This window comes from Acinetobacter puyangensis (genome assembly GCF_900096995.1).
GTDB lineage: Bacteria > Pseudomonadota > Gammaproteobacteria > Pseudomonadales > Moraxellaceae > Acinetobacter > Acinetobacter puyangensis.
In genome coordinates, this window is record NZ_OANT01000009.1 from 56,844 (window position 1) to 79,385 (window position 22,542).

Here is a 22,542-nt window from a genome sequence, read left to right on the forward strand (position 1 = left end):
GTAAAAAATCTATAACTTTCAATAATCAAGTGGTACAAGGGTAAATTTGCTTAGACTACGAGGAATTACGATAGATGAAAAATTCATTTTTGCTTTATAGAATTTCTGCCATCACTCAAATAAAAAAGAACACTTAACTTAATAAGTGTTCTTTGAGATCAGATATTGCAACCACAAAATAGCAATAATATTCTTGATTATATCTGCATATTTTGTGGTGTATTCTAAAGATAAGTTAAAACACGACTTATCTAAAATACTTCAATTAAACAAACTGTAAAAATAACCAATATAATCCACCGGATAAAATAATCGTAGTTGGTAAAGTTAAAACCCATGCCGATAAAATTGTTTTCACCGTTGACATTTGTAAACCGGATTTATTGGCTACCATGGTTCCTGCGACCGCACTATTTAATACATGTGTAGTGGATACCGGCATACCAAAACCATCCGCAGCGGCAATGGTACTCATCGCCACAAGCTCGGCAGACATGCCTTGACCATAAGTCATATGATGTTTACCAATACGCTCACCAACTGTCACCACGATCCGCTTCCAGCCAACCATTGTACCCAGACCCAATGCCAATGCGACTGCAACCTTCACCCAAGTCGGAATATACTGTAAAAAGCTATCCAGGTGCTTGCGATAAGATTTCAATACTTCCTGATTTTCCGCTGTCATTTCAGGGAATTGCTCTGCTTTTTCCAGACGTTTAAATGCAGTGGTACTTAAATACATATCATTACGGAAAGCACTGACTTCTTGTTCAGGAATATTATTCAGATCTGGATATTTTGCCAAACGCTCACCCAGATGATTGGTCAAACTTGCCAATGCAGGTACCACTTGCGCATTACTTTCTTTGGTTTGGATATACGATGTAATGATTGTTCGTGCCTGTTCATCGCTGATATTTTCATAATTAGGATAAATTGCGACAGCTGCCTGATTGGATAACTGTTCAAATGACTGTATATGTGCTTGGTCCAAGTTTTTGTTGAGCGAATATGCCAATGGCACCAGACCAATCAGAATTAGCATGATTAATCCCATGCCCTTTTGTCCATCATTGGAACCATGCGCAAAACTCACACCGGTACAGGTAAAGATAAGAATTGCACGAATAACTGGTGGTGGTGGTGTATTGCCAACAGGGGGCTTAAACAAATCCATTTGTTTTTTAAATATAATCTTCACCAGAAAAAACAGCAATGCGGCAAAGGCAAAACCAATCAGAGGAGAAAACAGCAATGCCTTACCCACTTTAATAATTTGATCCACATCAACACCACTCGTTCCGCCGGTGCCAGAGTGAATCAACTGATTCATCAATCCCACACCCACAATCGAACCAATCAATGTATGTGAACTAGAAGCCGGAATACCAAAGAACCATGTTCCCAGATTCCAGATAATGGCTGCCAGCAGTAAAGCAAATACCATAGCAAAGCCGGCACCACTACTGACATTCATGATCAATTCAACGGGGAGTAATGCAATAATACCGTATGCAACTGCACCACTGGCAACCATCACTCCAAGAAAATTACAAAAGCCAGCCCACATAACCGCCACTGGTGCTGACAATGCATTGGTATAAATCACCGTTGCTACTGCATTGGCTGTGTCATGGAAGCCGTTAACAAACTCAAAGGCTAAGGCAATAAAAAGCGCAACGCCCAGCAAAATCACAGAATAGAGATGCAATGGCGGGACATGGGAAAGATCATTTGAAACCTGAACCCCGATATAAATCAATGTGCCAAAAATGATGGCAAGAAATACCGGAAGGAAAAACTTCGGTGGTTTTACATGAACATTGGTAGACTTCTGATGAGTCGATTCTTGATTTGAAGGTGTCATTTGTGCAGTCATAAAAGTGCAACAATTGTAAAATTAAGCGTAGTGTTATCTTATTTTATGACATTTATATGACAAATAGCGTCAAAACTTCGCCAATTAGATAAAATAAACCCATAAAAAATACTTATATAATTGATATTAAACAATTTTAATATTTAAAATTTTTTTATAATTTATGATGCTATCGTTTTAATATTTCAGTTTGATGAAATATATTGAAACTGGTGCTGTTGTTTTCCTGTGAACTGTTCGACATTTTCATCAACTGTATGATTTTTACGATATTCAATCAAATTTTTGATACGGTCAATGTGATCTAAAGTAGACTTCTCTCCGGCTATAATTGTTTCTTTACGTGATTTGGTCGAAAAAACATGTTGTTTTTCCCGAACATCAGGCTGTATCAAAATATCGGCCTGTTCAGCTGCATAATATGCCAATCGATTCTGCATTACATTAATATTTTGATTAAATAACCCCCACATATTACTGGTTTCTGTATATTCCGGTTTGGCCAGAATATTAACTGCAATAATAATATCTGCGCCTAACTTCTTAGCCACCTCAACCGGGACAGGACTGACCAGTCCACCATCGACATATTCTTCATCACCAATTTTTGTGGGTACAAACATGCTTGGAATACTGGTAGAAGCGCGGACTGCTTTACCAGTATTTCCTTGATAAAACACTGTTTCTTTGCCTGTTTTAAGCTCAGTTGCCACCACATAAAGCGGTATTTTCAGATTTTCCAATGACTGTACATCAACCAGTTTATTAATATAGTCTTCAATTTTTTGTCCATCAAAAAAACCTTGCTTACTGAAGGTAAAATCCCGAACATCTGAGACTTTTAATGCCATGGCAATTTCCTCAAGCTGTTTTGAAGTTTTACCACTGGCATATAATGCCCCGACAATACTGCCCGCACTGGTCCCGACAATAAAATCCGGAGTGATACCATTTTCTTCCAGCACTTTAATCACACCGATATGGGCATAACCCCTCGCTCCCCCACTGCCTAACACCAGTGCAATTTTAGGCCGAGGAATTTCAATGCGCTTAATCTCTGAAATACTAATATTGTTATTAAGTGTTTGAACTTGATGAAGCATAAATGAATCATTGCTACTATGGGAAGCAGCCTGTACAGATGCGACGGCAAAAATACTCAAGCTCGCCATCAATACACGGCGAATTAAAAACAGTTTACTTAGACTTGAATAATGTCGCATAGCCACTCCTCATCATGAGAATGTATCTTAATGCAAACTGTGTATCGAGTGCGCAGTATTATGTTTATCATCTTGTAGTTTATTTATCTTCTCTTTCCTCGTTATTCAACGGATCAGATGATATGAGGCTTGTAATACTGCAAGTTAATTCAACTTTCTCGCCAGATAGATGAGTTATCATTACTGACCTTAAAACTTTTTGCTGGTTTGCGTAATAAATACACGACTAAATAGATCTTTTTGCGCTAAGATATTGTTCGTTTTTCTAAAATACATTTTTAATCCCTACATAGAAGGAATGCTGCCGTGGACGTACGTCTATCAGATCGTGTCAATGCCATCAAACCATCCCCTACGCTTGCAGTGACCAATAAAGCTGCGGAATTAAAAGCAGCGGGTAAAAACGTCATTGGTTTAGGCGCAGGTGAACCTGATTTTGATACCCCTCAACATATTAAAGATGCAGCAATTAAAGCCATTAACGATGGTTTTACCAAATATACTGCGGTAGATGGTACGCCTAGTCTAAAAAAAGCCATCATTGCAAAATTCAAACGTGATAATAATCTTGATTACCAAGCCAATCAGATTCTGGTGTCTTGTGGTGGGAAACAATCTTTCTTTAATTTAGCATTGGCTTTATTAAACAAAGGTGACGAAGTGATTATTCCTGCACCTTACTGGGTAAGCTATCCAGATATGGTGATCATCGCTGAAGGTACACCTGTAATTGTAAAATGTGGTGAAGAACAACGTTTTAAAATTACCCCAGAACAACTGGAAGCGGCAATTACCCCAAATACCCGTTTACTGGTATTAAATAGCCCGTCCAACCCTACCGGCATGATCTATAGCAAAGCAGAACTTGAAGCGTTGGCAGAAGTATTACGTCGTCATCCGCAAGTTTTTGTTGCATCTGATGACATGTATGAACCTATCCGTTGGGAAGATGAGTTCTATAACATCGTAACAGTTGCGCCAGACTTATATGACCGTACGTTCGTATTAAACGGTGTATCCAAAGCCTATGCCATGACCGGATGGCGTATTGGTTATGCTGCTGGTCCTGCAAAAGTGATCGGTGCGATGAAAAAAATCCAGTCACAATCAACGTCTAATCCGACTTCAATTTCGCAAGTCGCTGCGGAAGCTGCCCTGAATGGTCCACAAGATGTATTACAACCAATGATTGCAGCGTTTAAACGTCGTCATGATCTGGTCGTAAAAGGCTTAAATGACATTAAAGGTATCACCTGTCTGCCTGCTGATGGTGCATTCTATGCTTACGCCAATATTCGTCCACTGATTCGTGCCAAAGGTTTGAAGTCTTGTACAGAGTTTTCTGAGTGGTTATTAGAAGAAACAGGCGTAGCTGTGGTACCGGGTGATGCATTCGGTCTAGGTGGCTTTATACGTATCTCTTATGCGACTGCCGATGAAGTTCTGGTGGATGCACTTGCACGTATCAAAAAAGCAGCTGATTCTATTGATGGTGTAGATGAAGCAATTGCTTCAATCGAAGCAGAGAAAAAAGCGTAACCGATAATAGCACCGTACACTTTTATCAGGCCCATGATGCATAACACTGTGTCATGGGTTTTTTTAATGCTCCCTCATTTTGAGATTTATCCTTCCTATTCTTTAGTATGAGTCTGGTTACAAAGCAATAAACTTTTTTTATCTAATCACAACATGCCTGGCACTATAAATGCTTATTATAAATTGAACAATAAACATGCAATGGAGTTTGACATGAATATTCAGCAAAATCTACACTGTTTAGGCAATTTAAAACAAATCAAGCTATTACATGAAGCTGGCATCGACCATGCGGTGATTGCCCATTTTTTTCAATCGGAAAATATTCCATTACAAACCCATCACATCAACAGCATTCTTGAATCAATTGATGTACTAAATAAACAGCAAATTTCTGGAACTAAACTCACTGCCCTGATGAATGCAAAAGCCGATTTGGCCGAATCAGAACAAATCCCTTGTCCTGTTTAAACGTAACCTCGACCTTCACATTTTTCATTGCAGTCCCAAGTGGCATTAAAGCCACTTTTTAATGCTCATTAAAAAAACACTTAGATAGAAATCTCATATTTATCCTGTGAAATGCTTGACCCTGTCGTAAATCTCTCTATAATCGCTTTCACATTCTCCCATAGCTCAGTCGGTAGAGCGACGGACTGTTAATCCGCAGGTCCCTGGTTCGAGCCCAGGTGGGAGAGCCAAAATTCTAAAAGCCCGCTTTTCATCAGCGGGCTTTTTTATGCGCATTTATTTCCCTGTGTACCATTAAAGAAACATTTCAAGTTGATCAATCTATAGTCGAAGACTTATCTTTAGAATTTACGTGATTGCTCGACTACATAAATATATCATTCCGTTTTATCTCCCCTGCGCTAATATCGATCATCATCGTTACCATAAAGTCTATCTACACTGACTGATCACGACAAAACACCCTAAATGTATTGTACTAAAGATATATTAAGGTGATGATAAAAAATACAATTAATTCTTTTTTAAGAGATTTGACTTGACCCCCCATAAAATTTCTCTATAATTCTTCACACATTCTCCCATAGCTCAGTCGGTAGAGCGACGGACTGTTAATCCGCAGGTCCCTGGTTCGAGCCCAGGTGGGAGAGCCAAAATTCTAAAAGCTCACTGTTTATCAGTGGGCTTTTTTTATGCTTCATTCTTTTGTCATATAAACAAAGACAATCTATGTGTTCTATGCACACTGATCTTATCGATCTAAAAGGTAGTATTTCAAAAGTTATAGATTGAATTGTCTAATGTTTATTTTTAATCCATTCAAACTTTTTTCATTCTATTTTCATCATAATATGCTTGACCTTCTCCTGATTCACCCCTAAAATTCCCCACACATTCTCCCATAGCTCAGTCGGTAGAGCGACGGACTGTTAATCCGCAGGTCCCTGGTTCGAGCCCAGGTGGGAGAGCCAAAATTCTAAAAAAGCTCACTGTTTATCAGTGGGCTTTTTTTATTAAGAAGTGATTTTATTTTGCGCATCATGTGGTTTCTACTCCCCTGCCTACTTTTACTAGGCATTATTCTTTTCTACAAACTAAAATATAAACAACAATACTTTGCCCGAAGATTAATGACAGCCTTTGAACAAAAAATGTTTGCCCAGCTTAAACGAGCTTTTCCGGAATATGATGTGTTATGTCAGGTGGCATTTAGTGCGTTAATCACCAATGATCATTATAAGATTCGTAGTCGCTTTAATCGTAAAGTCACCGATTTTGTATTAATCAATTCGGATTGTGATGTCATTGCAATTATCGAACTCGATGATCCCTCTCATTTAAATAAAGTTGCAGAAGATCAGTTTCGGGATAAAATGCTCAATGAAGCTGGCTATACAGTCTATAGATTCTGTGCCATACCCTCGGTTCAGGAATTACGCAAATCAGTCACAACTAAGAAAAGTTATAAATGGGTGAGTTAAAATCAAGCCATTAAAAAACCAGAAATCTCTCGATTTCTGGCTGGTTATTTCACTGTATTTCCATATCGCTATGAATTTGGCAAGATTTCCTGAATAAATTCTACAATCTCGTCATTACGCTGTACAATGGCTTGAGTATGGCCTGCATCTTCCACCAATTCAAATTTCACCTGTGGCGAAGTCCCTAAAGCATTTAAACCAGTCACCAAAGCTTGAGTTACCTGATATGGGACAGCCATATCCAGTTTACCCTGTACCACAAATACCGGCTTATTCAGCTTTTGGGTTCCGGGTTGTGAGTCCTGTAAAAATTTTGCGACTGTGGCATTGCTAAGAAAATCTGCTTTTAATGCAGGATAATCCGTCACGTTTTGTCCCGGATTCTCAATCAGATAAGCCTGGATATCCTGTTGATATTTTGTCATCATATCGCCCAGACATAAGCCATTATCACCGGTTGTCCCTTCTGCATTAGCGGCAATCAATCCTGAACGGTTTTCAAATAGAGACTGATAATCAAAAGTTGGTGTATAGGCTTTGATCCCTACTGTGGTATACGCCGCATAAGCTAACAGTTCGGAATATACTGCAATTGCTACTTCTCGTTTTCCACCTGTCTCCAAATCTGCAATTGCTTGTGGTGCAATCTGACTGATAATATAGCCCAGACTAGAGGCTGGTGCAGTTGCTACAGCCCCACGATAATCTGCATCATCATTGGCAAATTGAGCAATGCCCAGTGATGCATGTCCGCCTTGTGACTGACCAATAGACATCCATGTACCTTTTAATTGGGAACTATATTTCTCTTTGACTGCTTTAACCGCATAAATTGCCGATTGCGCTTCACTTTCAAGATTAAGATATGGATGAATACCTGCTTCACCTAAACCTTCGTAATCCGGTGCCACAATCACATAGCCCAGTTTTAATAGACTATTGGCCAGTAGTGAAAAATTATCGCCAATTGGATTTTTGCTTGGTGCACAGGCATCGCCCACACCTGTCGTCCCATGTGCCCAGACCACCACTCGCCAGCCATCTTTAGGTCGCTCAGTTTTTGGAAACATCACCATGGCGGTGGCTTTTTCAGTTTTACCTGTCACATATGGCATGCGATAGGTCATAACATCGACTTGACTTGCTTCTGTGGGGATTGCCCCTGCACGGTAGGCAACTTCGGAAGAATAATATTGATAACCCTGATAGCGGTCATCATCATCATCTGAATTACAGCCTGCCAGTCCTATGGCAGTAGATAATAACGTCGCAACAGCAAAAACTTTTATTCCATTAAAATGCTTATTTAACATCGCTGTACTCCTTACCTCACGATTTATTCCATGTTAAGCATCTGTATTAAGCCATAAAAAAAGTGCTTTGTAATGAGCACTTTGTAATTAATATCAGGAAAGTAAGCCAAGATTCATTAGCCCATTGACCAATATGCACTGGCAATACCAAGCCAGATCACCAATCCCACCCAACGATTATGCCGAAATGCCCAGAAACAAATCTGTGGATCACGATGTCGGGTTTGCCATGCCTGATAAATAAAATCCAGTGCAACCACACCTAAGGCGATCAATACATAGGGAAATAATTCTTCACGCCATCCTGCATAACCAATCAGAATCAGGCTAGAAATTTGTAATGCAGCAATAATATGTAAATCATAACGACCAAATAAAATTGCGGTAGATTTCACACCAATTTTTAAATCATCTTCACGGTCGGTAATCGCATATTGCGTATCATAGGCCACTGTCCACGCCAAATTACCAAAATACAGTAACCAACAGGTTAAATCAGGGGTTTGCCCAACGGCAACATATGCCATGGGAATTGACCATGAAAATGCAGCACCTAAAAACACCTGCGGTAAATGGGTATATCGCTTCATAAAGGGATATATAAAAGCCAATGCCAATGCGCCAAATGACCAATAGAAGGTTTCAATCGGCAGAAAAAATAGCAGACAGGCACTCGCAGCCACCAACACCAGAAAAACCCAGATTGCTTCAATCGGTTGAATGATCCCCGCCGCAAGTGGCCGCTGTTTGGTGCGTGCCACATGACCATCAACTTTACGATCAGCAAAATCATTGATGGCACAGCCTGCTGCCCGCATAAAAATTACACCTAAAATCATCAGGACTAAAACCTTAAGATCAGGCATACCTCGTGCGGCAATCCATAATGCCCACATGGTTGGCCAAAAAACCAATTCGGTTCCGATCGGTTTATCAAAACGACAAAGATAATAATAGGCCTGTAAACGCTCGCGCCAAGTGGTTACGACTTGAGTGGTCATAGAGTTGTCCGAATGAGTTTAATTAACTGCTTTTAAAACTATTTTTCAATAAAGGCGGCAAACTGTGCCAGAAAGGTTTCTTGTACTATAAATTTACAGCCATGCCAAGTATAACAGCTCTGTCGGGTCCAGCCTTCGTCAAGATAAATCACTCTACGCTGACATTTCGGTGTAGTGCGCTGAAACAGAAAATGTCCAATCGGCTGCCGTCCAATATGCTTAAAGATTCTCGCCTTTGCCTGTAAACTCAATATGGGGAAAATACTTTTAGCTTTGACCCATGGCTGTGTCTGTGAACCATATAAATAACTTTCCCGTACCCAAGCAAGATGCTGATGCGGCATACCCAACCAGCGGGCATCATGGATGCTTAATTTTTGATAATGTTCGTTAATGGGTTCAACACGGAATTGCCCTGCTGCTAGATGCGTTAATTGCTGCGTGAGAGAGCCTTCCGCCAATAACCATTGTCTTAATCCAGTCGGCAGGTTTTGATGAGAATCATGACTGGTCTGAAAATGGTGCATATCTTCTTGTTACCGAAAAAATATGTCTTAGTTTAACCGAAAAATCACATCTTCGAATTATTTTTCAAGTGATGTATTTCGTTAACTTTGCTATCTTCAACAATATTTAAAATCTTTTGACTTTAAAAATGAATAAAGATAAACGGTGAATAAATCCATCAAATTATTAAGATATTTTAGACATTAAAAAAGCCCGCACGAATGCGAGCTTCCCTTACAGATTTTCTTCCATTTACACACTATAATACATATCAAACTCAACTGGATGAGTTGTCGTATTCAGACGACGTACATCTTCAGTTTTTAATTCGATGTAAGCATCTAACATTTCTTTAGTGAATACGCCGCCTTTTAACAGGAACTCGTGATCTGCTTCCAAAGCTTCCAAAGCCATTTCTAGGCTATGTGCCACGGTTGGGATTTTCGCTTCTTCTTCAGGAGGCAAGTCATATAAGTTTTTGTCTGCTGCTTCACCTGGGTGGATTTTGCTTTGAATACCATCAAGACCAGCCATCAACAAGGCAGCAAATGCCAAGTATGGGTTACATGCTGGATCAGGGAAACGTGCTTCGATACGTTTACCTTTCGGGCTAGATACGTATGGAATACGGATAGAAGCAGAACGGTTACGTGCTGAGTAAGCCAGCATGATTGGTGCTTCAAAGTGTGGAACCAGACGCTTATATGAGTTGGTTGACGGGTTAGTAATCGCATTCAACGCACGCGCATGCTTGATCACACCACCAATGAAGTAAAGTGCAAGTTCAGAAAGACCTGCATATTCATCACCAGCAAACAGGTTTTTGCCGTCTTTGGAGATTGACATATGCACGTGCATACCAGAACCGTTATCACCTACCAATGGTTTTGGCATGAAAGTCGCAGTTTTTGCAAATTGATGTGCAACATTATGAACAGCATATTTAAACTGTTGTACTTCATCTGCTTTACGAACCAGCGTGTTAAAGCTTACACCAATTTCCATCTGACAAGATGCAACTTCATGATGATGTACTTCTACACGGCCTTCACCCATGATCTCTTCGATTTTGCTACACATTTCTGCACGCATATCTTGACCAGAATCAACTGGAGGAACTGGAAAGTAACCGCCTTTAACACGTGGACGGTGACCAGAGTTACCAGCATCATATTCTTTGCCAGTTGACCATGCAGCTTCTTCTGCACTGATCGTCAAACGCGCCCCAGACATGTCAATGTCCCATTTCACATCATCAAATACAAAGAATTCTGGTTCTGGACCAAAGAATGCAGTATCACCAATGCCTGTAGATTTTAAATACTCTTCTGCACGACGAGCAATAGAACGTGGATCACGTTCATAACCTTGACCAGTTGAAGGTTCGATTACATCACAAGTCACAACAACTGTTGGTTCAGCAAAGAACGGATCGATAAAGGCAGTTTCTGCATCTGGACGTAAAATCATGTCAGACGCTTCAATACCTTTCCAGCCTGCGATAGATGAACCATCAAACATTTTACCATCTTCAAAAGTATCTTCGTCGATGGTATCGGCAGGATATGTCACATGCTGCTCTTTACCTTTGGTATCCGTAAAACGGAAATCTACCCACTTTGCTCCACCTTCTTGGATTAATTTAAGAACCTTATTTGACATGTGCAATATGCTCCAGTGTAATTTATATGCACTTAGTGAGTGCGCTTTTCAGTTGCTAGTAATATAGCAAAACCCATACCAACTTTTGGTTACTTATCTAAAACATTGAAATCTTTATAAGAAATTATATCTTAGATAGACTGAATGATTGCTATTATACTGTCCGCACAATAAAATGCACCATATATAAACACAAGGATAATAAATTAAAAATCATTGCAAATTTATGCACTTTTTTGTTGCAAATTAGGTATCAGTCAGATTTTATGCACCAAAATTTGGCAAAAATTGCCTTTTTGTTTGTTGAGTAAAAAAATTCAGATATTTTTATAAAGACATGAAAGACGCAAATCATCAATTTATCCGCTTGTTTTGCTAATTTGTTTCCTTATCTGCTCCACAACAGCACTGACATATCTTGCTCTCAAGCATCAACTGATAAAAATTTATTTCAAGTCGAGAATTTGTACAAAAATTCAGAATTGCTAACTTTATTTTATCGTCATTCACTGTCTGTATGGCTTGACACTGTCTGCATCTAATCGTGATATCAGCATGAGAGTGTGATAATGAAAATCAAGCCTGCTCAGTATTTATTTTATAACGTTGTGCCAACCCGCTATTTTGGTAGATTTTTTAAAGTGCTATAAATTGTCACCCAATTAAGCCGGTGATTTTGTTGTAGCAAAATATCTTCAATTTCATATGCAGTCATCGCATGAGAGGATTGCTGCATCACTTTGTAAATCATTAGCCGAGGCAACGTCACCTTGATGTGCTTATGTTTCAGTAAATCTCGAATAGCATTTGTATCATTTAAATTTATTGTCATATTTTAACACTCAAAACTTAATAACTCTAAATAGTAAATGTTAGCCATCACTAAATCGCCATCAACGGTAATTTAGATTTAAAACAAGCAGACAATACTGTGCTTCATCTATTCATTGACCTATACTTTTTCCAATCGCCAGTATCCTTTAATATGATTATTCTTACCTTTTAATTGTCGTTGATTACGCAAATAATGGCGAATTTGTTTAGCTGCCTCATTTTCGAGTGCACCCCAGACATTTTCAATCAAGGTTTTTTGTTTAAGAATTGCAATGACTTTCTCCGCCTGCAATGAAGTCTGACTGCTTATTTTATAAATTTCACTCTGTGGCGGAAAATTAAAATGATCAAAATAAGCATGATCCCGAATATCAGAAGCCAGCAAAATCACCAAGGGTGGCACAGGATTTTTCCAGAAATCCAAAATACCAGCCACTGCTGGATAGGCTGTTTCATCAGCAATCAATACGGTCTGCCCTTGCTCTAAATGAGCATGTTTATCATCTGTTTCGGTACGACTGGATATGAGTGTACCTGCCTGTAAAACTTCTACCCATTGGCTTCCTGCACTATCACCATGAGTAAAAATATCAATATATCCATAACTTAGGCCTTCTGTACCTAGTGGATTAAACGCCTGCCGTAAAGTATATAAGCGAATATCTTTATTGATGGATTCCAATAATTTTTGTCGCTTTTGCCGAGATAGATATTTCATTATCCATAAAAATCCTCGATCAAATCTGTTTTTAAATAGATTGTTTTTTTTGAAGATGTTGTTTTTTTTGACTGGAGGCATTTTTTGTAGTGTCTTTAAGATAAAACCGTATGCATACCCAGCGTAATATTGTGGTAAAGCTGTTTGGCTTTTTACCATAAGACGCATAAAATTTGGGGTAATTCTGCTTTTATCCACAATTTCAAAATAATTTCTGGCATTATGATCCAATTCAATATTTTGCTTAACGAAAGAATGATAGGCCAAATAAAGAATTTGTTCTTCAAGATCACCTTTCAATTCAAACGCTACAAATAATTCCTGTATCTCTCGATTTATCTCACATCTTATATGTAATAAAATGCCTTCTTCAAAAATATCAGTAATAGAAGCATAATAAATATCACGATTCTTGCCATAGGATTGGGCAATAATTAATAATTCTTTACTATGATCCTGATTAACATGATCCATAATATCCAGCTTTCGATCATCATCTTGAATTACGGTTAAACTTTTCATCATCTTAATATAACTTTAAAAATCCATAAAAACATCTAAATCAAATCATTCATTTACTCAAACTTTGCCAGCAGCTTTAAATGTGACGGCTAATAATCGCCTTGCCAATAGGGCAACCAACATGGCACATATAAAGGTTAAAATCACCACCCACATATAGCCAATATGCTGTGCAAGCATTAAACCCGCAGCAGAATAGGCAAACCCCATAAAGACGATTAAACTTAATTGCAGACTAAAAAAAGTTGCTTTGGCTGGCATCATTGCTGCCCGATCCATAATCATGGTTGAGAGTGTCGCCATTAATCCTGGATTGGCAATAAAATAAGCAAATATCGCAAAATAAACCAAGGGTTTACTGGTATAACCCAATGTTAATGGAATAAAACTTAGCAGAGCCACACCCTGTAATAGCGTAAACCCAATTAATGCAGATTTACGTCCATGTTTATTGATGACTAACGTGGCTAAAAAAGCTGAAATAATCCCGATAAGAGAACCAAAAACTTTAGTGGCAAAGCCAATATCTGGTAAAGACCACTTTGCATCTACCAGCATAGGATTTAGCATGCCAAAAACCGCAGTAAAACCAATTGGATAAAGAAACAATAATATAAACCAGTGACGATGCTGTTTTACAAAAACACTTATTTGCTGTGCAAGACTGCTAAAACGGGAAGCAATATGTTTATGTGAGTTGTTAAATATATTTTCAGGTTCTTTAAAAAATATTAACTGGATACTGGTAATCGCAGTTAAACCAGTCAACACCCACAATGCGCCCTGCCATTGCAACCACGGATAAAGCATTAATAAAGCTCCACCACCAATGATATTTCCCAGTAAATTACTGGCATATTGAATACTATTGGCAAATTGACGTTGTGATTCATCAAATAATTTACAGGCTAATCCATCAATTGATACATCCTGCAAGCTCATAAATAAGGTATAAACAATCAATAAAATTAGAATGGTGGAAAACTGTTGTTGAATATCAAGCAATCCGCAAATAAACAACAGCACCGTCATAGCCATTTGTGCACAGATCAGCCAGCTACGGTATTGCCCCTGAAAGAATAATCGAAAATTATCAACAAAAGGGGCATATAACACTTTACCCAACATTGGAATAGCAATTAAATTCAGTAAAGCAAGTTTATCCAAGGCAATACCACTTTGCCGCAAAATCGCAAATGCAGCTGAAATGATAAATGCCACGCCAATATATTGGGTGGTATAGATACTGATTAACAGCACCCAAGGCTTTTTATTTTCCGTCATGCTTCAATTCCAGATATATTTATTTTAATCTTAAAAATCAATTTGCATAGAAAACTTATAGCTACGAGGTGTGCCACTCACGGCAACAAAACCATTCCACACACCAGCCCAATGTTGTTGATCAAAAAGATTATCAATGCCGCCCCTAAAAGTCACAGCGTGATTAGCAATAGTGGTGAAGTAACGCCCACCTAAATTGACTTCTGTCCAATCTGGAAGTTTTTGTGTATTTGCATTGTCTGCATACATATGCCCTGTATAAATTGTATTGGCAGACAAGGTTAATCCCTGTAATTGTGCAACATCCCATTCTATGCCCAGATTAGATTGCCAATGTGGAATCCCCATCACATCACGACCATTCAACTGTCCTGCTGTGGTTTTGGTATGTTCCGCATCCATATAGACTACCCCACCCAATACACGAATGTTTTCAAAGATTTCTCCCGCTGTCGTCCACTCCACGCCACGATTACGTTGTTCACCATCGTCACTGTAACGATTAATAGCTTCATTTTTAATCATTGTCGGCTTGGTGATTTGATATACACTCAACGTATTTCTAAAATGACCCATATCCCATTTTGTACCAATTTCATATTGTCTGGATTGATAAGGGGCAAAATTCTGTCCATAATTCTCAGCTGTTGTATCCGATACAGAATCACCTTGTGATAATCCTTCGATATAGTTTGCATAAATAGATACCGATGAATCCCACGGCTTTACCACCACACCCAGCGCAGGCGTTAGAGCATTTTCATTGTAAGCAGGTCCGGAAGATTGACCTGAAAAAATATTAAAACTTTCTGATTTCACTTGTTGATAACGAATACCAAGGATTAACTGATATTTTTCCTGTAAAAATGAAAGGGTATCGGCTAAAGCAACACTGCTTAATGTCATATCCGAAGTTTTGGGTATATATGTGGGTCTGGCTGCCAAAGCAGTCGGTTGTGTTGGTGCATAGATATTTGATACCCATGATGGCGTATCAGGGTTTAAACCCATTCTTACTTTTTGATCAATAATATTACTGCTCAGTACCAATGTATGCTGAATAGCACCTGTGTCAAATTGTCCCCGAATACCCGTTTCTGCTGCATGTGTATCGGTTTTATTGGCTGTAACCCGTGATACAGCAATATAGTCACCATTTGCTTGAGCCATTCTACCCAAGGCATTATTGGCAAAGTAACCATAGCCTTCTTGATGTTTCGTCCCCATGGTCATGTAAGCTAGCCAGTTTTCTGCAAAATCATATTCAAGATTTGCAATTGCAGCTTTGGTACTTGAATAGCCATCTGCACCTGACATCGTATTAATGGTTGAATCGGGTGCTTGGGGAATATTGGCAGATGCAAAAGATACCATCAAAGGCATACCCCCTGTATATTCCTCCCGAATATCGTAAAGATCCAGAGATGCTCGCAAATTGGAACCACGATAATCCAGTGCAATCGAACCTAGACGACGATCTTCGGTCTGATCATCAAGTGAAGTATCACCATGCGATCTCAAAGCATTCACACGAATACCATATTGATGCTTTTCACCAAACCGCCGTCCTAAATCCACATGTGCACCCAAGTTTGCATCTGAAGAAAAAGTTGTGGTTAAACGGGTTAAGGGCACTTCATCTGCACGTTTTGGTACAACATTAATTACACCACCTACTGCTCCCCCCAAAGACATTCCATTGAGTAAAGCACTTGTTCCCCTAAATACTTCTAACCGTTCTAAAAACTCTGTAGGGACACGATTATGTGGTACCAGACCAAATAAACCATTCCATGACAGTTCATGACTTTGAGTATATAAACCACGAATATTAAAATATTCTCCCAATCCATTACCTGAAAAGACATTTCTAACAGAAGGTTCACTGACCAATGCTTTCGCAACAGATGTTGCCTGCTGATCTTCTATATATTTATCAGAATAACTGGTAATACTAAATGGAATATCCATGACATCTTTATCACCAAATAAACCCATCTGGCTTTTACGGTTAATTTGACCAGCTGAAATCGCCTCTTGTTCTGCATTGACAACAATAACAGGTAACTGTGTTGTCGCTATATTGTTATCTTGTTCGGTTATTTCCGCCCTAGCCAATTGTGATACTGCACATATCATGCTGATCGTCAATATGGATACTTTAAAATAAAATTGATTTGGCATTTATTTCCCCCATTTATACTTCATCAGTAAAGTATTTTTTGTTAAGCAATTTGCATCCTATGAATAGCAAATCGACAATCAAGGCACAAAGTTTATTGATATTCATTCTCAATAAATAGCAATAAAGGGAATAATTTATAAAAATCAGGAAAGCCATTGATTATTCATTATTATTTAAGAAAAAAGGAAATCTGCTGTGTAAGATATACAACAATTGACAAATCAGCTGTAAAAGTTTTAAATTGAAAATGATTCTCAATTCTTTATATTGTCGGATAACGCTATGTCTTCCATGTCCAGATTTATTGATGCACATAAACAAGTTGTGAGTCAGGTGGGCGATCTATATATTGAAACCAATTCAACGCTACCTAACTATTATTATAATTTGTTTAATCCACTAGAAGGTCATGGATATAGCGAACTGTATGATTTTGGTCGTGCCTGTCTTGGCAGAGGTCAGTATCAATTAAAACACCCCAAACAAATGACAGCCAATACACCAGTATATTGTTTCGGACTTACTGTTTTTCTGTCTGGTACTCATCACCTTAAAAATCATCAAACCAATAGAACTTATATTTTACAATCGCCCTGCATTATTTTACGCAAGGGGTATCTAGGTGTACAAACCATTTATTTACCTGCATATAAACAAATGTCGTTGATTACTATCGATTTTGATGAAAATTTTTTCGATAATATTCAACATACTCCCGAATATAACGACTTGGTTAGATTTTTTTTAGACATAGATGCAACGGGCATTAAAACTTTTGAAATTCCTAGTCAACATATCATTCATCAGGCACAACATCTTTTAAAATTACCCCAGATCAAAACAAAAATAGATTTATTACATCTGGAAGGTGCAGCTTTAGAATTGCTAAGCATGTTATTACAACTCACTAAAAAATGTAAGGCATCACAATTTACAGCAATTGAGCAGGCTATTTCTATCCTCGAAAATCAATTTGAGCAAAAAATTACGATTCCACAACTATCCAAACAGGTTGGACTCAATGAATGTGATTTAAAGAAAGTATTCAAACAACATACAGGTATGACAATTGGTCAGTTTTTGCTGGAAAAACGCATGAAACAAGCATTGATTTTGCTTAAAGAGGGACAGGCAAGTGCTAAAGTTGCTTATGCTTTGGGCTATAATAATCCACAATATTTTAAACGTGTTTTCCTAAAATATTTTGGTTATGAACCTTAACCTTATCAACGACTAGACTTATTTAAAGGAAGTTGTTACATGATCGTCAAATTCTGCTAAAGTAGCCGCTTAATGAAGCGGCTTTTTATTGCCATCTCAATTATAATACTTTCTTTTTTGTAAGTAAGATTGTGAGTAAAAATAAGCAGCCCCCTCAAGAATTGTTTTAAAATCAATAAGGTTAGTTCAAAATGCTTCTAATGATCGACAATTATGACTCCTTTACTTATAACATCGTGCAATATTTTGGCGAGTTGGATCAAGATGTAAAAGTTGTTCGCAATGATCAAGTCACATTAGAAGATATTGAACGATGGCAGCCCAAATATTTAGTGATTGGACCGGGTCCCTGCTCACCCAGTGAAGCCGGTATTTCGATTCCAGCAATTCAGCATTTTGCCGGTAAAATTCCATTATTGGGCGTATGTCTAGGACACCAATCTATTGGTCAGGCTTTTGGTGGCAATATTGTCCGTGCCAAAACCGTAATGCATGGTCGTCTGTCCGATATGTATCATTTGGATAAAGGGATTTTTAGCCACTTACCCGATCCATTTTCGGCGACACGTTATCATTCGCTAGTGATTGATCAAGCGACCCTGCCCGATTGTCTGGAAGTCACTTGCTGGACACAAGAAAAAGATGGCTCAATAGAAGAAATCATGGGTGTAAAACATAAGACATTGCCGGTAGAAGGTGTGCAGTTTCATCCTGAATCGATTTTAAGCCAGCATGGTCATCAGGTTTTTAAGAATTTTTTAGAGATTTATGCATAAATGAACATTCAACAAGCACTTCACAATATTACCAAAAATATCCATTTGACCCAGCCACAAATGGAAGATGTCATGCGCACCATCATGAATGGTGAAGCCAGTGATGCACAAATTGGTGCATTAATGATAGGTCTGCGTATGAAAGGCGAAAGTATCGATGAAATTACCGCTGCGGCACGTGTGATGCGGGAATTTGCCATTAAAATTGATGTCAGTGAAATTCCGCATTTAATTGATATTGTCGGTACAGGTGGCGATGGACAAAACCTGTTTAACGTTTCCACTGCTTCGAGTTTTGTGATTGCTGCCGCAGGCGCCACCATTGCCAAACATGGCAATCGAGGTGTATCCAGTATATCCGGATCTTCGGATTTACTGGAACAGGCTGGCATACGTCTGGATCTGGATATGCAACAAACCGAACGCTGTATTCGTGAGATGGGCATTGGTTTTCTGTTTGCACCCAATCATCATAAAGCCATGAAATATGCGGTTGCACCTCGTCGTGAACTCGGTATTCGTAGTTTCTTTAATTTACTCGGACCTTTGACCAATCCGGCTGGGGTCAAACGCTATGTGATTGGTGTTTTTTCTGATGAGTTATGTCGTCCCATAGCAGAAGTGCTGCAACAATTAGGCGCAGAACATGTCTTGGTCGTGCATTCCAAAGATGGGCTGGACGAAATCAGTCTAGCGGCTCCAACCAGTGTTGCCGAGCTAAAAAATGGTGAAATCACCGAGTGGACCATTGTGCCCGAAGATGTAAGCATCACCTCGCAAACACTGACCGGATTATCAGTTGAAGATGCCACAGCCAGTCTAAAAATGATCAAGGATGCACTCGGGCGAAAAAAATCCGAACTCGGCGATAAAGCTGCCAATATGATTGCACTAAATGCAGGTGCTGGTATCTATGTGTCAGGCCTGGCCAATAGCTATAAACAAGGTGTGGCATTGGCACATGACATTATTTATGGTGGACAGGCACTGGAAAAAATGAGTGTCATGAGTGAATTTACCCGCACTTTAAAGCAACTGGAACAATCGAACTAAACAGGAATCGATGATGCATATTGATATTCAAAATACTATTTTAGGTACGATTGTTGAGCGCAAATTTGTAGAAATCTCGGCAAAACAAAAACAGTTTAGCCTAAGCAATTTGGAAGAACTGGCAAAACAGGCAACGCCTACCCGTGGTTTTGCCAAAGCTTTACAGCATAAATCCCCTGCCATTATTGCCGAAATCAAAAAAGCGTCCCCCTCCAAAGGCATTATTCGGGAAAACTTTAATCCTGATGAAATTGCCAAAGAATATGAGCAAGCAGGTGCAGCCTGTTTATCAGTCTTGACTGATGTCGATTTTTTCCAAGGCCATCATGATAATCTGCGTATCGCACGGGAAGCCTGTACCTTACCAGCGTTACGTAAAGACTTTATGGTCGATCCCTACCATATTGTCGAAAGTCGTGCACTGCATGCCGATTGCATTTTATTGATTGTGGCTTGCCTTTCCGATGCACAATTACAGGAACTGGCCAGTGTGGCTTTTGCATACGGCATGGACGTACTGGTTGAAGTCCATAATGAACAGGAAATGGAGCGCGCACTACAATTACCTGAACAATGCTTGTTAGGGGTAAATAATCGTAATTTAAAAACCTTTGAAGTCAATTTAAATACCACAGTACGTTTAAAGGATATGGCCGGTTCAGCACGTCAGATCATTACCGAAAGTGGTATTAGTACCTCTGAACAGGTGCAGTTTATGCAAAATCACGGTATTGACCGTTTTCTGGTGGGTGAAGGTTTTATGAAACAACCACATGCGGGTCAGGCATTGAATCGGTTATTTGGTATACCGAAGGTCATTTAAATTGACTTAAATAAACAATAGTAAGTTGAACATTTGCTATTGTTTTCCATCTCGGTTAAATATATTTTCTTGACTAATTAACAATAATTCTTAAAATTTTTGATTGATTTAAGCCCTTATTTTAAAAATCATATAACTCCAAACAAACATGTTAGTGTGAAGCACTGCAACAAGTATAAATAAAAAAACAATTTTTTAAAAACGTACCCACATTTACTAAGTTTCCACCCACTAACTATTTCATACTATACTAGACTTAAATAAACCTGTTTTATACTTCCCACATTATGAGCAAAGATACCTCCCTCTCCAAAGCACAGCTTGATTTATTAAAGCAGTTTAAAAAGCAGGTCGGTGCCGATCAAACTGCAACTCAAGCACAAAAAACCAGTAAGCAACCTGAGCAACTTAGTTCCGCAAGACAAGCTCAAGCGGAACAGCAAGATGATAGCCAAATTTTTGCCAATGCCATGCAAGGTGTGAAGAAAATAGATTCTAGTGATCTGGCCAACATTGCCAGTACTACAAAAGCGAAAAAAATTGATGCACAAACGCTGGCAAAACGTATTGCGGCTGAAGGTACGACTGAAACTGATAACACCGTGTTATCAGATACACAGGCTTTATTAAATCCAGTTGCCAGTCAGGCATTTTTAAGCTATCGCATTGCGACCTTGCAAAATCGTGTCTTTGAAGATTTAAAAGCCGGTAAATTACGCTGGTTTGAAGCAGTGGATTTACATGGCTGTACCATGGAACAGGCGCGAACAGCAGTTTTACAATTGATTCAACTGGCCAAAGATGACAATCAAAATGTGATTAAGATTGTGCATGGTAAAGGCCCGGAAGGTATTTTAAAGACCTGCGTCAATGGCTGGTTACGTCAGCATCGTGATGTATTGGCATTTGTTAGTGCACCAGAGAATCAAGGTGGCACTGGTGCTGTTCTGGTTTTATTAAAACGTGCCGAGAAAAATCCGAAATATACGCAGGACAACAAAGCCTAAATCTTAGATCAGTGATGGGCAGAAAGAATCTGTTTATCACTGATAAGACGTTGTTCAAAATGTTGCAATAATTGTGCTACCACTGCAATCGCAATAATATTCGGTTGTTTGGAATGAATGCCCGCTATCCCGATCGGGCAAATCAGCCGTTGTAAATCCTGTGCCAAATAATCACGAGCTTTTAGGCGTTTTTCAAAAACTGCGCGTTTACTTTTTGAGCCAATCATACCCACATAGCTAAAATTTACTGGCCGAGGTTTTAATGCGGCAAAGCACAAGTGTAAATCCTGTTGATGATCATGGGTTAAAATTAAAATTGCCCCATACGGCGTAAATTGTTCAATTTCAACCTCTGGCGTATCCGTGGCAATACAATGTACCTGTGACTGTAAATCGACAGGAAATATGTCATCTCGAGTATCTACCCAGCGAATATGGGCACCCACAGGCAGCAGGCAACGCACAATTGCTTCGCCAACATGCCCTGCACCAAATAACAATACATGAAATCCCTGCGGTTGAATTATCTGCCGGAATGTCCAATGTTGTTCTGGAGATTGTTGTAAAACAGATTGTTTATCCTTTTCCGCTGTGATGTGCCACTGTGAAGCAATTCCATCACTCAGTCCACGAATGATGGCATGTCCTTGTACATATTGCGCTGTATACTGCTGTAATTGTGCTGCATACGCCTGCCCTGCCTGTGCTTCGATTTTCTCGAAAGTCAACCACATCACACCGCCACAACATTGTCCTAGTCTGGCACTGAGATTAAACCGCTCAAGGTGTGGCAATTGCTGTCTGGGAGTATTGAGCATGGTTTCGGCAATCGCAATGGCTTGCCATTCCAAATGCCCGCCACCAATCGTATCTGACTGCTGCAACTGCCCCATGTCATCATAACGTAATAGCATGCTGGCACCCACTTCACGCGGGGTAGAACCTTCAATTTTGGCAACTGTCACCAAAACCAAAGCCCGATCCTGAGTCAACCATTGGCAAAAATCAGTCCACCACTGTAATGTGTATGACATCGCGAC

19 protein-coding genes and 3 tRNA genes are annotated in these 22,542 nt (G+C 39.1%); 11 read left to right on the forward strand and 11 right to left on the reverse strand.

From position 1 onward, the window contains the following. Positions 1–265: 265 nt before the first annotated feature. Positions 266–1,882, reverse strand: coding sequence for an inorganic phosphate transporter (locus CRO21_RS14155; protein WP_097079970.1), 1,617 nt, complete (start codon positions 1,880–1,882; stop codon positions 266–268). Between the two features lie 185 nt (positions 1,883–2,067). Next, positions 2,068–3,105 carry a patatin-like phospholipase family protein gene (locus CRO21_RS14160; protein ID WP_378234972.1) on the reverse strand — a complete coding sequence of 346 codons (1,038 nt, stop codon included), beginning with the start codon at positions 3,103–3,105 and terminating at the stop codon, positions 2,068–2,070. Between the two features lie 306 nt (positions 3,106–3,411). On the opposite strand from CRO21_RS14160, the gene CRO21_RS14165 reads away from it, so the two are divergent. The 6 genes from CRO21_RS14165 (at position 3,412) to CRO21_RS14190 (ending at position 6,596) form a co-directional block, all read left to right on the forward strand. Beyond that, positions 3,412–4,644 carry a pyridoxal phosphate-dependent aminotransferase gene (locus CRO21_RS14165; protein ID WP_097079971.1) on the forward strand — a complete coding sequence of 411 codons (1,233 nt, stop codon included), beginning with the start codon at positions 3,412–3,414 and terminating at the stop codon, positions 4,642–4,644. Between the two features lie 213 nt (positions 4,645–4,857). Continuing rightward, a complete protein-coding gene (locus tag CRO21_RS14170) occupies positions 4,858–5,115 on the forward strand; it encodes a hypothetical protein (RefSeq protein ID WP_097079972.1) in 258 nt (85 codons plus the stop codon). 154 nt (positions 5,116–5,269) lie between these two features. Next, a tRNA-Asn gene (locus tag CRO21_RS14175) sits at positions 5,270–5,345 on the forward strand. 347 nt (positions 5,346–5,692) lie between these two features. Next, positions 5,693–5,768, forward strand: a tRNA-Asn gene (locus tag CRO21_RS14180). Positions 5,769–6,010: 242 nt separating this feature from the next. Further along, positions 6,011–6,086, forward strand: a tRNA-Asn gene (locus CRO21_RS14185). A 69-nt stretch (positions 6,087–6,155) separates the two neighbouring features. After that, complete coding sequence (locus CRO21_RS14190; RefSeq protein WP_097079973.1) at positions 6,156–6,596, forward strand: DUF2726 domain-containing protein; 441 nt, start codon at positions 6,156–6,158, stop codon at positions 6,594–6,596. Between the two features lie 68 nt (positions 6,597–6,664). Here the strand turns inward: CRO21_RS14190 and CRO21_RS14195 are convergent, their stop codons facing one another. From CRO21_RS14195 to CRO21_RS14230, 8 genes are all read right to left on the reverse strand, one after another. Then, positions 6,665–7,909 (reverse strand): alpha/beta hydrolase family protein, encoded by a 1,245-nt coding sequence (locus tag CRO21_RS14195; protein WP_097079974.1) that lies wholly within the window; start codon positions 7,907–7,909, stop codon positions 6,665–6,667. 116 nt (positions 7,910–8,025) lie between these two features. After that, the gene (ubiA, locus tag CRO21_RS14200) at positions 8,026–8,910 is read right to left on the reverse strand and encodes a 4-hydroxybenzoate octaprenyltransferase (RefSeq protein WP_097079975.1); all 885 of its coding nucleotides are present in this window, start codon (positions 8,908–8,910) and stop codon (positions 8,026–8,028) included. Between the two features lie 38 nt (positions 8,911–8,948). Then, positions 8,949–9,437, reverse strand: a complete 489-nt coding sequence (locus CRO21_RS14205) for a chorismate--pyruvate lyase family protein (RefSeq protein WP_097079976.1) — start codon at positions 9,435–9,437, stop codon at positions 8,949–8,951. A 232-nt stretch (positions 9,438–9,669) separates the two neighbouring features. After that, positions 9,670–11,085, reverse strand: coding sequence for a type I glutamate--ammonia ligase (gene glnA / locus CRO21_RS14210; RefSeq protein WP_171294061.1), 1,416 nt, complete (start codon positions 11,083–11,085; stop codon positions 9,670–9,672). 613 nt (positions 11,086–11,698) lie between these two features. Next, on the reverse strand, positions 11,699–11,911 hold the full coding sequence (locus tag CRO21_RS17915; protein ID WP_097079978.1) for a transcriptional repressor: 213 nt from the start codon (positions 11,909–11,911) through the stop codon (positions 11,699–11,701). A gap of 120 nt (positions 11,912–12,031) precedes the next feature. Next, positions 12,032–13,156, reverse strand: coding sequence for a siderophore-interacting protein (locus tag CRO21_RS14220; RefSeq protein ID WP_228150456.1), 1,125 nt, complete (start codon positions 13,154–13,156; stop codon positions 12,032–12,034). Positions 13,157–13,210: 54 nt separating this feature from the next. After that, positions 13,211–14,437, reverse strand: a complete 1,227-nt coding sequence (locus CRO21_RS14225; protein WP_097079980.1) for an MFS transporter — start codon at positions 14,435–14,437, stop codon at positions 13,211–13,213. A 30-nt stretch (positions 14,438–14,467) separates the two neighbouring features. Next, entirely contained in the window at positions 14,468–16,621 is a 2,154-nt protein-coding gene (locus CRO21_RS14230; RefSeq protein WP_097079981.1) for a TonB-dependent receptor, read from the reverse strand. 283 nt (positions 16,622–16,904) lie between these two features. On the opposite strand from CRO21_RS14230, the gene CRO21_RS14235 reads away from it, so the two are divergent. The 5 genes from CRO21_RS14235 to CRO21_RS14255 all read left to right on the forward strand — a co-directional run bounded on the left by CRO21_RS14235 (position 16,905) and on the right by CRO21_RS14255 (position 21,502). Continuing rightward, complete coding sequence (locus CRO21_RS14235; RefSeq protein ID WP_322853238.1) at positions 16,905–17,843, forward strand: helix-turn-helix transcriptional regulator; 939 nt, start codon at positions 16,905–16,907, stop codon at positions 17,841–17,843. Between the two features lie 191 nt (positions 17,844–18,034). Further along, positions 18,035–18,619 carry an anthranilate synthase component II gene (locus CRO21_RS14240; protein ID WP_097079982.1) on the forward strand — a complete coding sequence of 195 codons (585 nt, stop codon included), beginning with the start codon at positions 18,035–18,037 and terminating at the stop codon, positions 18,617–18,619. After that, a complete protein-coding gene (gene trpD, locus CRO21_RS14245) occupies positions 18,620–19,672 on the forward strand; it encodes an anthranilate phosphoribosyltransferase (protein WP_097079983.1) in 1,053 nt (350 codons plus the stop codon). Positions 19,673–19,685: 13 nt separating this feature from the next. After that, positions 19,686–20,495 carry an indole-3-glycerol phosphate synthase TrpC gene (gene trpC / locus CRO21_RS14250; RefSeq protein WP_097079984.1) on the forward strand — a complete coding sequence of 270 codons (810 nt, stop codon included), beginning with the start codon at positions 19,686–19,688 and terminating at the stop codon, positions 20,493–20,495. Positions 20,496–20,782: 287 nt separating this feature from the next. Continuing rightward, on the forward strand, positions 20,783–21,502 hold the full coding sequence (locus CRO21_RS14255) for a Smr/MutS family protein (protein ID WP_097079985.1): 720 nt from the start codon (positions 20,783–20,785) through the stop codon (positions 21,500–21,502). Positions 21,503–21,510: 8 nt separating this feature from the next. Here CRO21_RS14255 and xdhC read toward each other — a convergent pair whose 3' ends face one another. After that, complete coding sequence (gene xdhC, locus CRO21_RS14260) at positions 21,511–22,536, reverse strand: xanthine dehydrogenase accessory protein XdhC (RefSeq protein WP_097079986.1); 1,026 nt, start codon at positions 22,534–22,536, stop codon at positions 21,511–21,513. Between the last annotated feature and the right edge of the window lie 6 nt (positions 22,537–22,542).

Coding starts and splice junctions, on each gene's coding strand:
- CRO21_RS14225 (WP_097079980.1), bottom strand. CDS start 14,437: ATGACGGAAAATAAAAAGCCTTGGGTGCTGTTAATCAGTATCTATACC.
- CRO21_RS17915 (WP_097079978.1), bottom strand. CDS start 11,911: ATGACAATAAATTTAAATGATACAAATGCTATTCGAGATTTACTGAAA.
- CRO21_RS14170 (WP_097079972.1), top strand. CDS start 4,858: ATGAATATTCAGCAAAATCTACACTGTTTAGGCAATTTAAAACAAATC.
- ubiA (WP_097079975.1), bottom strand. CDS start 8,910: ATGACCACTCAAGTCGTAACCACTTGGCGCGAGCGTTTACAGGCCTAT.
- CRO21_RS14240 (WP_097079982.1), top strand. CDS start 18,035: ATGCTTCTAATGATCGACAATTATGACTCCTTTACTTATAACATCGTG.
- CRO21_RS14190 (WP_097079973.1), top strand. CDS start 6,156: ATGTGGTTTCTACTCCCCTGCCTACTTTTACTAGGCATTATTCTTTTC.
- trpD (WP_097079983.1), top strand. CDS start 18,620: ATGAACATTCAACAAGCACTTCACAATATTACCAAAAATATCCATTTG.
- CRO21_RS14230 (WP_097079981.1), bottom strand. CDS start 16,621: ATGCCAAATCAATTTTATTTTAAAGTATCCATATTGACGATCAGCATG.
- CRO21_RS14235 (WP_322853238.1), top strand. CDS start 16,905: ATGTCTTCCATGTCCAGATTTATTGATGCACATAAACAAGTTGTGAGT.
- trpC (WP_097079984.1), top strand. CDS start 19,686: ATGCATATTGATATTCAAAATACTATTTTAGGTACGATTGTTGAGCGC.
- CRO21_RS14195 (WP_097079974.1), bottom strand. CDS start 7,909: ATGTTAAATAAGCATTTTAATGGAATAAAAGTTTTTGCTGTTGCGACG.
- CRO21_RS14155 (WP_097079970.1), bottom strand. CDS start 1,882: ATGACTGCACAAATGACACCTTCAAATCAAGAATCGACTCATCAGAAG.
- CRO21_RS14160 (WP_378234972.1), bottom strand. CDS start 3,105: ATGCGACATTATTCAAGTCTAAGTAAACTGTTTTTAATTCGCCGTGTA.
- CRO21_RS14205 (WP_097079976.1), bottom strand. CDS start 9,437: ATGCACCATTTTCAGACCAGTCATGATTCTCATCAAAACCTGCCGACT.
- xdhC (WP_097079986.1), bottom strand. CDS start 22,536: ATGTCATACACATTACAGTGGTGGACTGATTTTTGCCAATGGTTGACT.
- CRO21_RS14255 (WP_097079985.1), top strand. CDS start 20,783: ATGAGCAAAGATACCTCCCTCTCCAAAGCACAGCTTGATTTATTAAAG.
- CRO21_RS14220 (WP_228150456.1), bottom strand. CDS start 13,156: ATGATGAAAAGTTTAACCGTAATTCAAGATGATGATCGAAAGCTGGAT.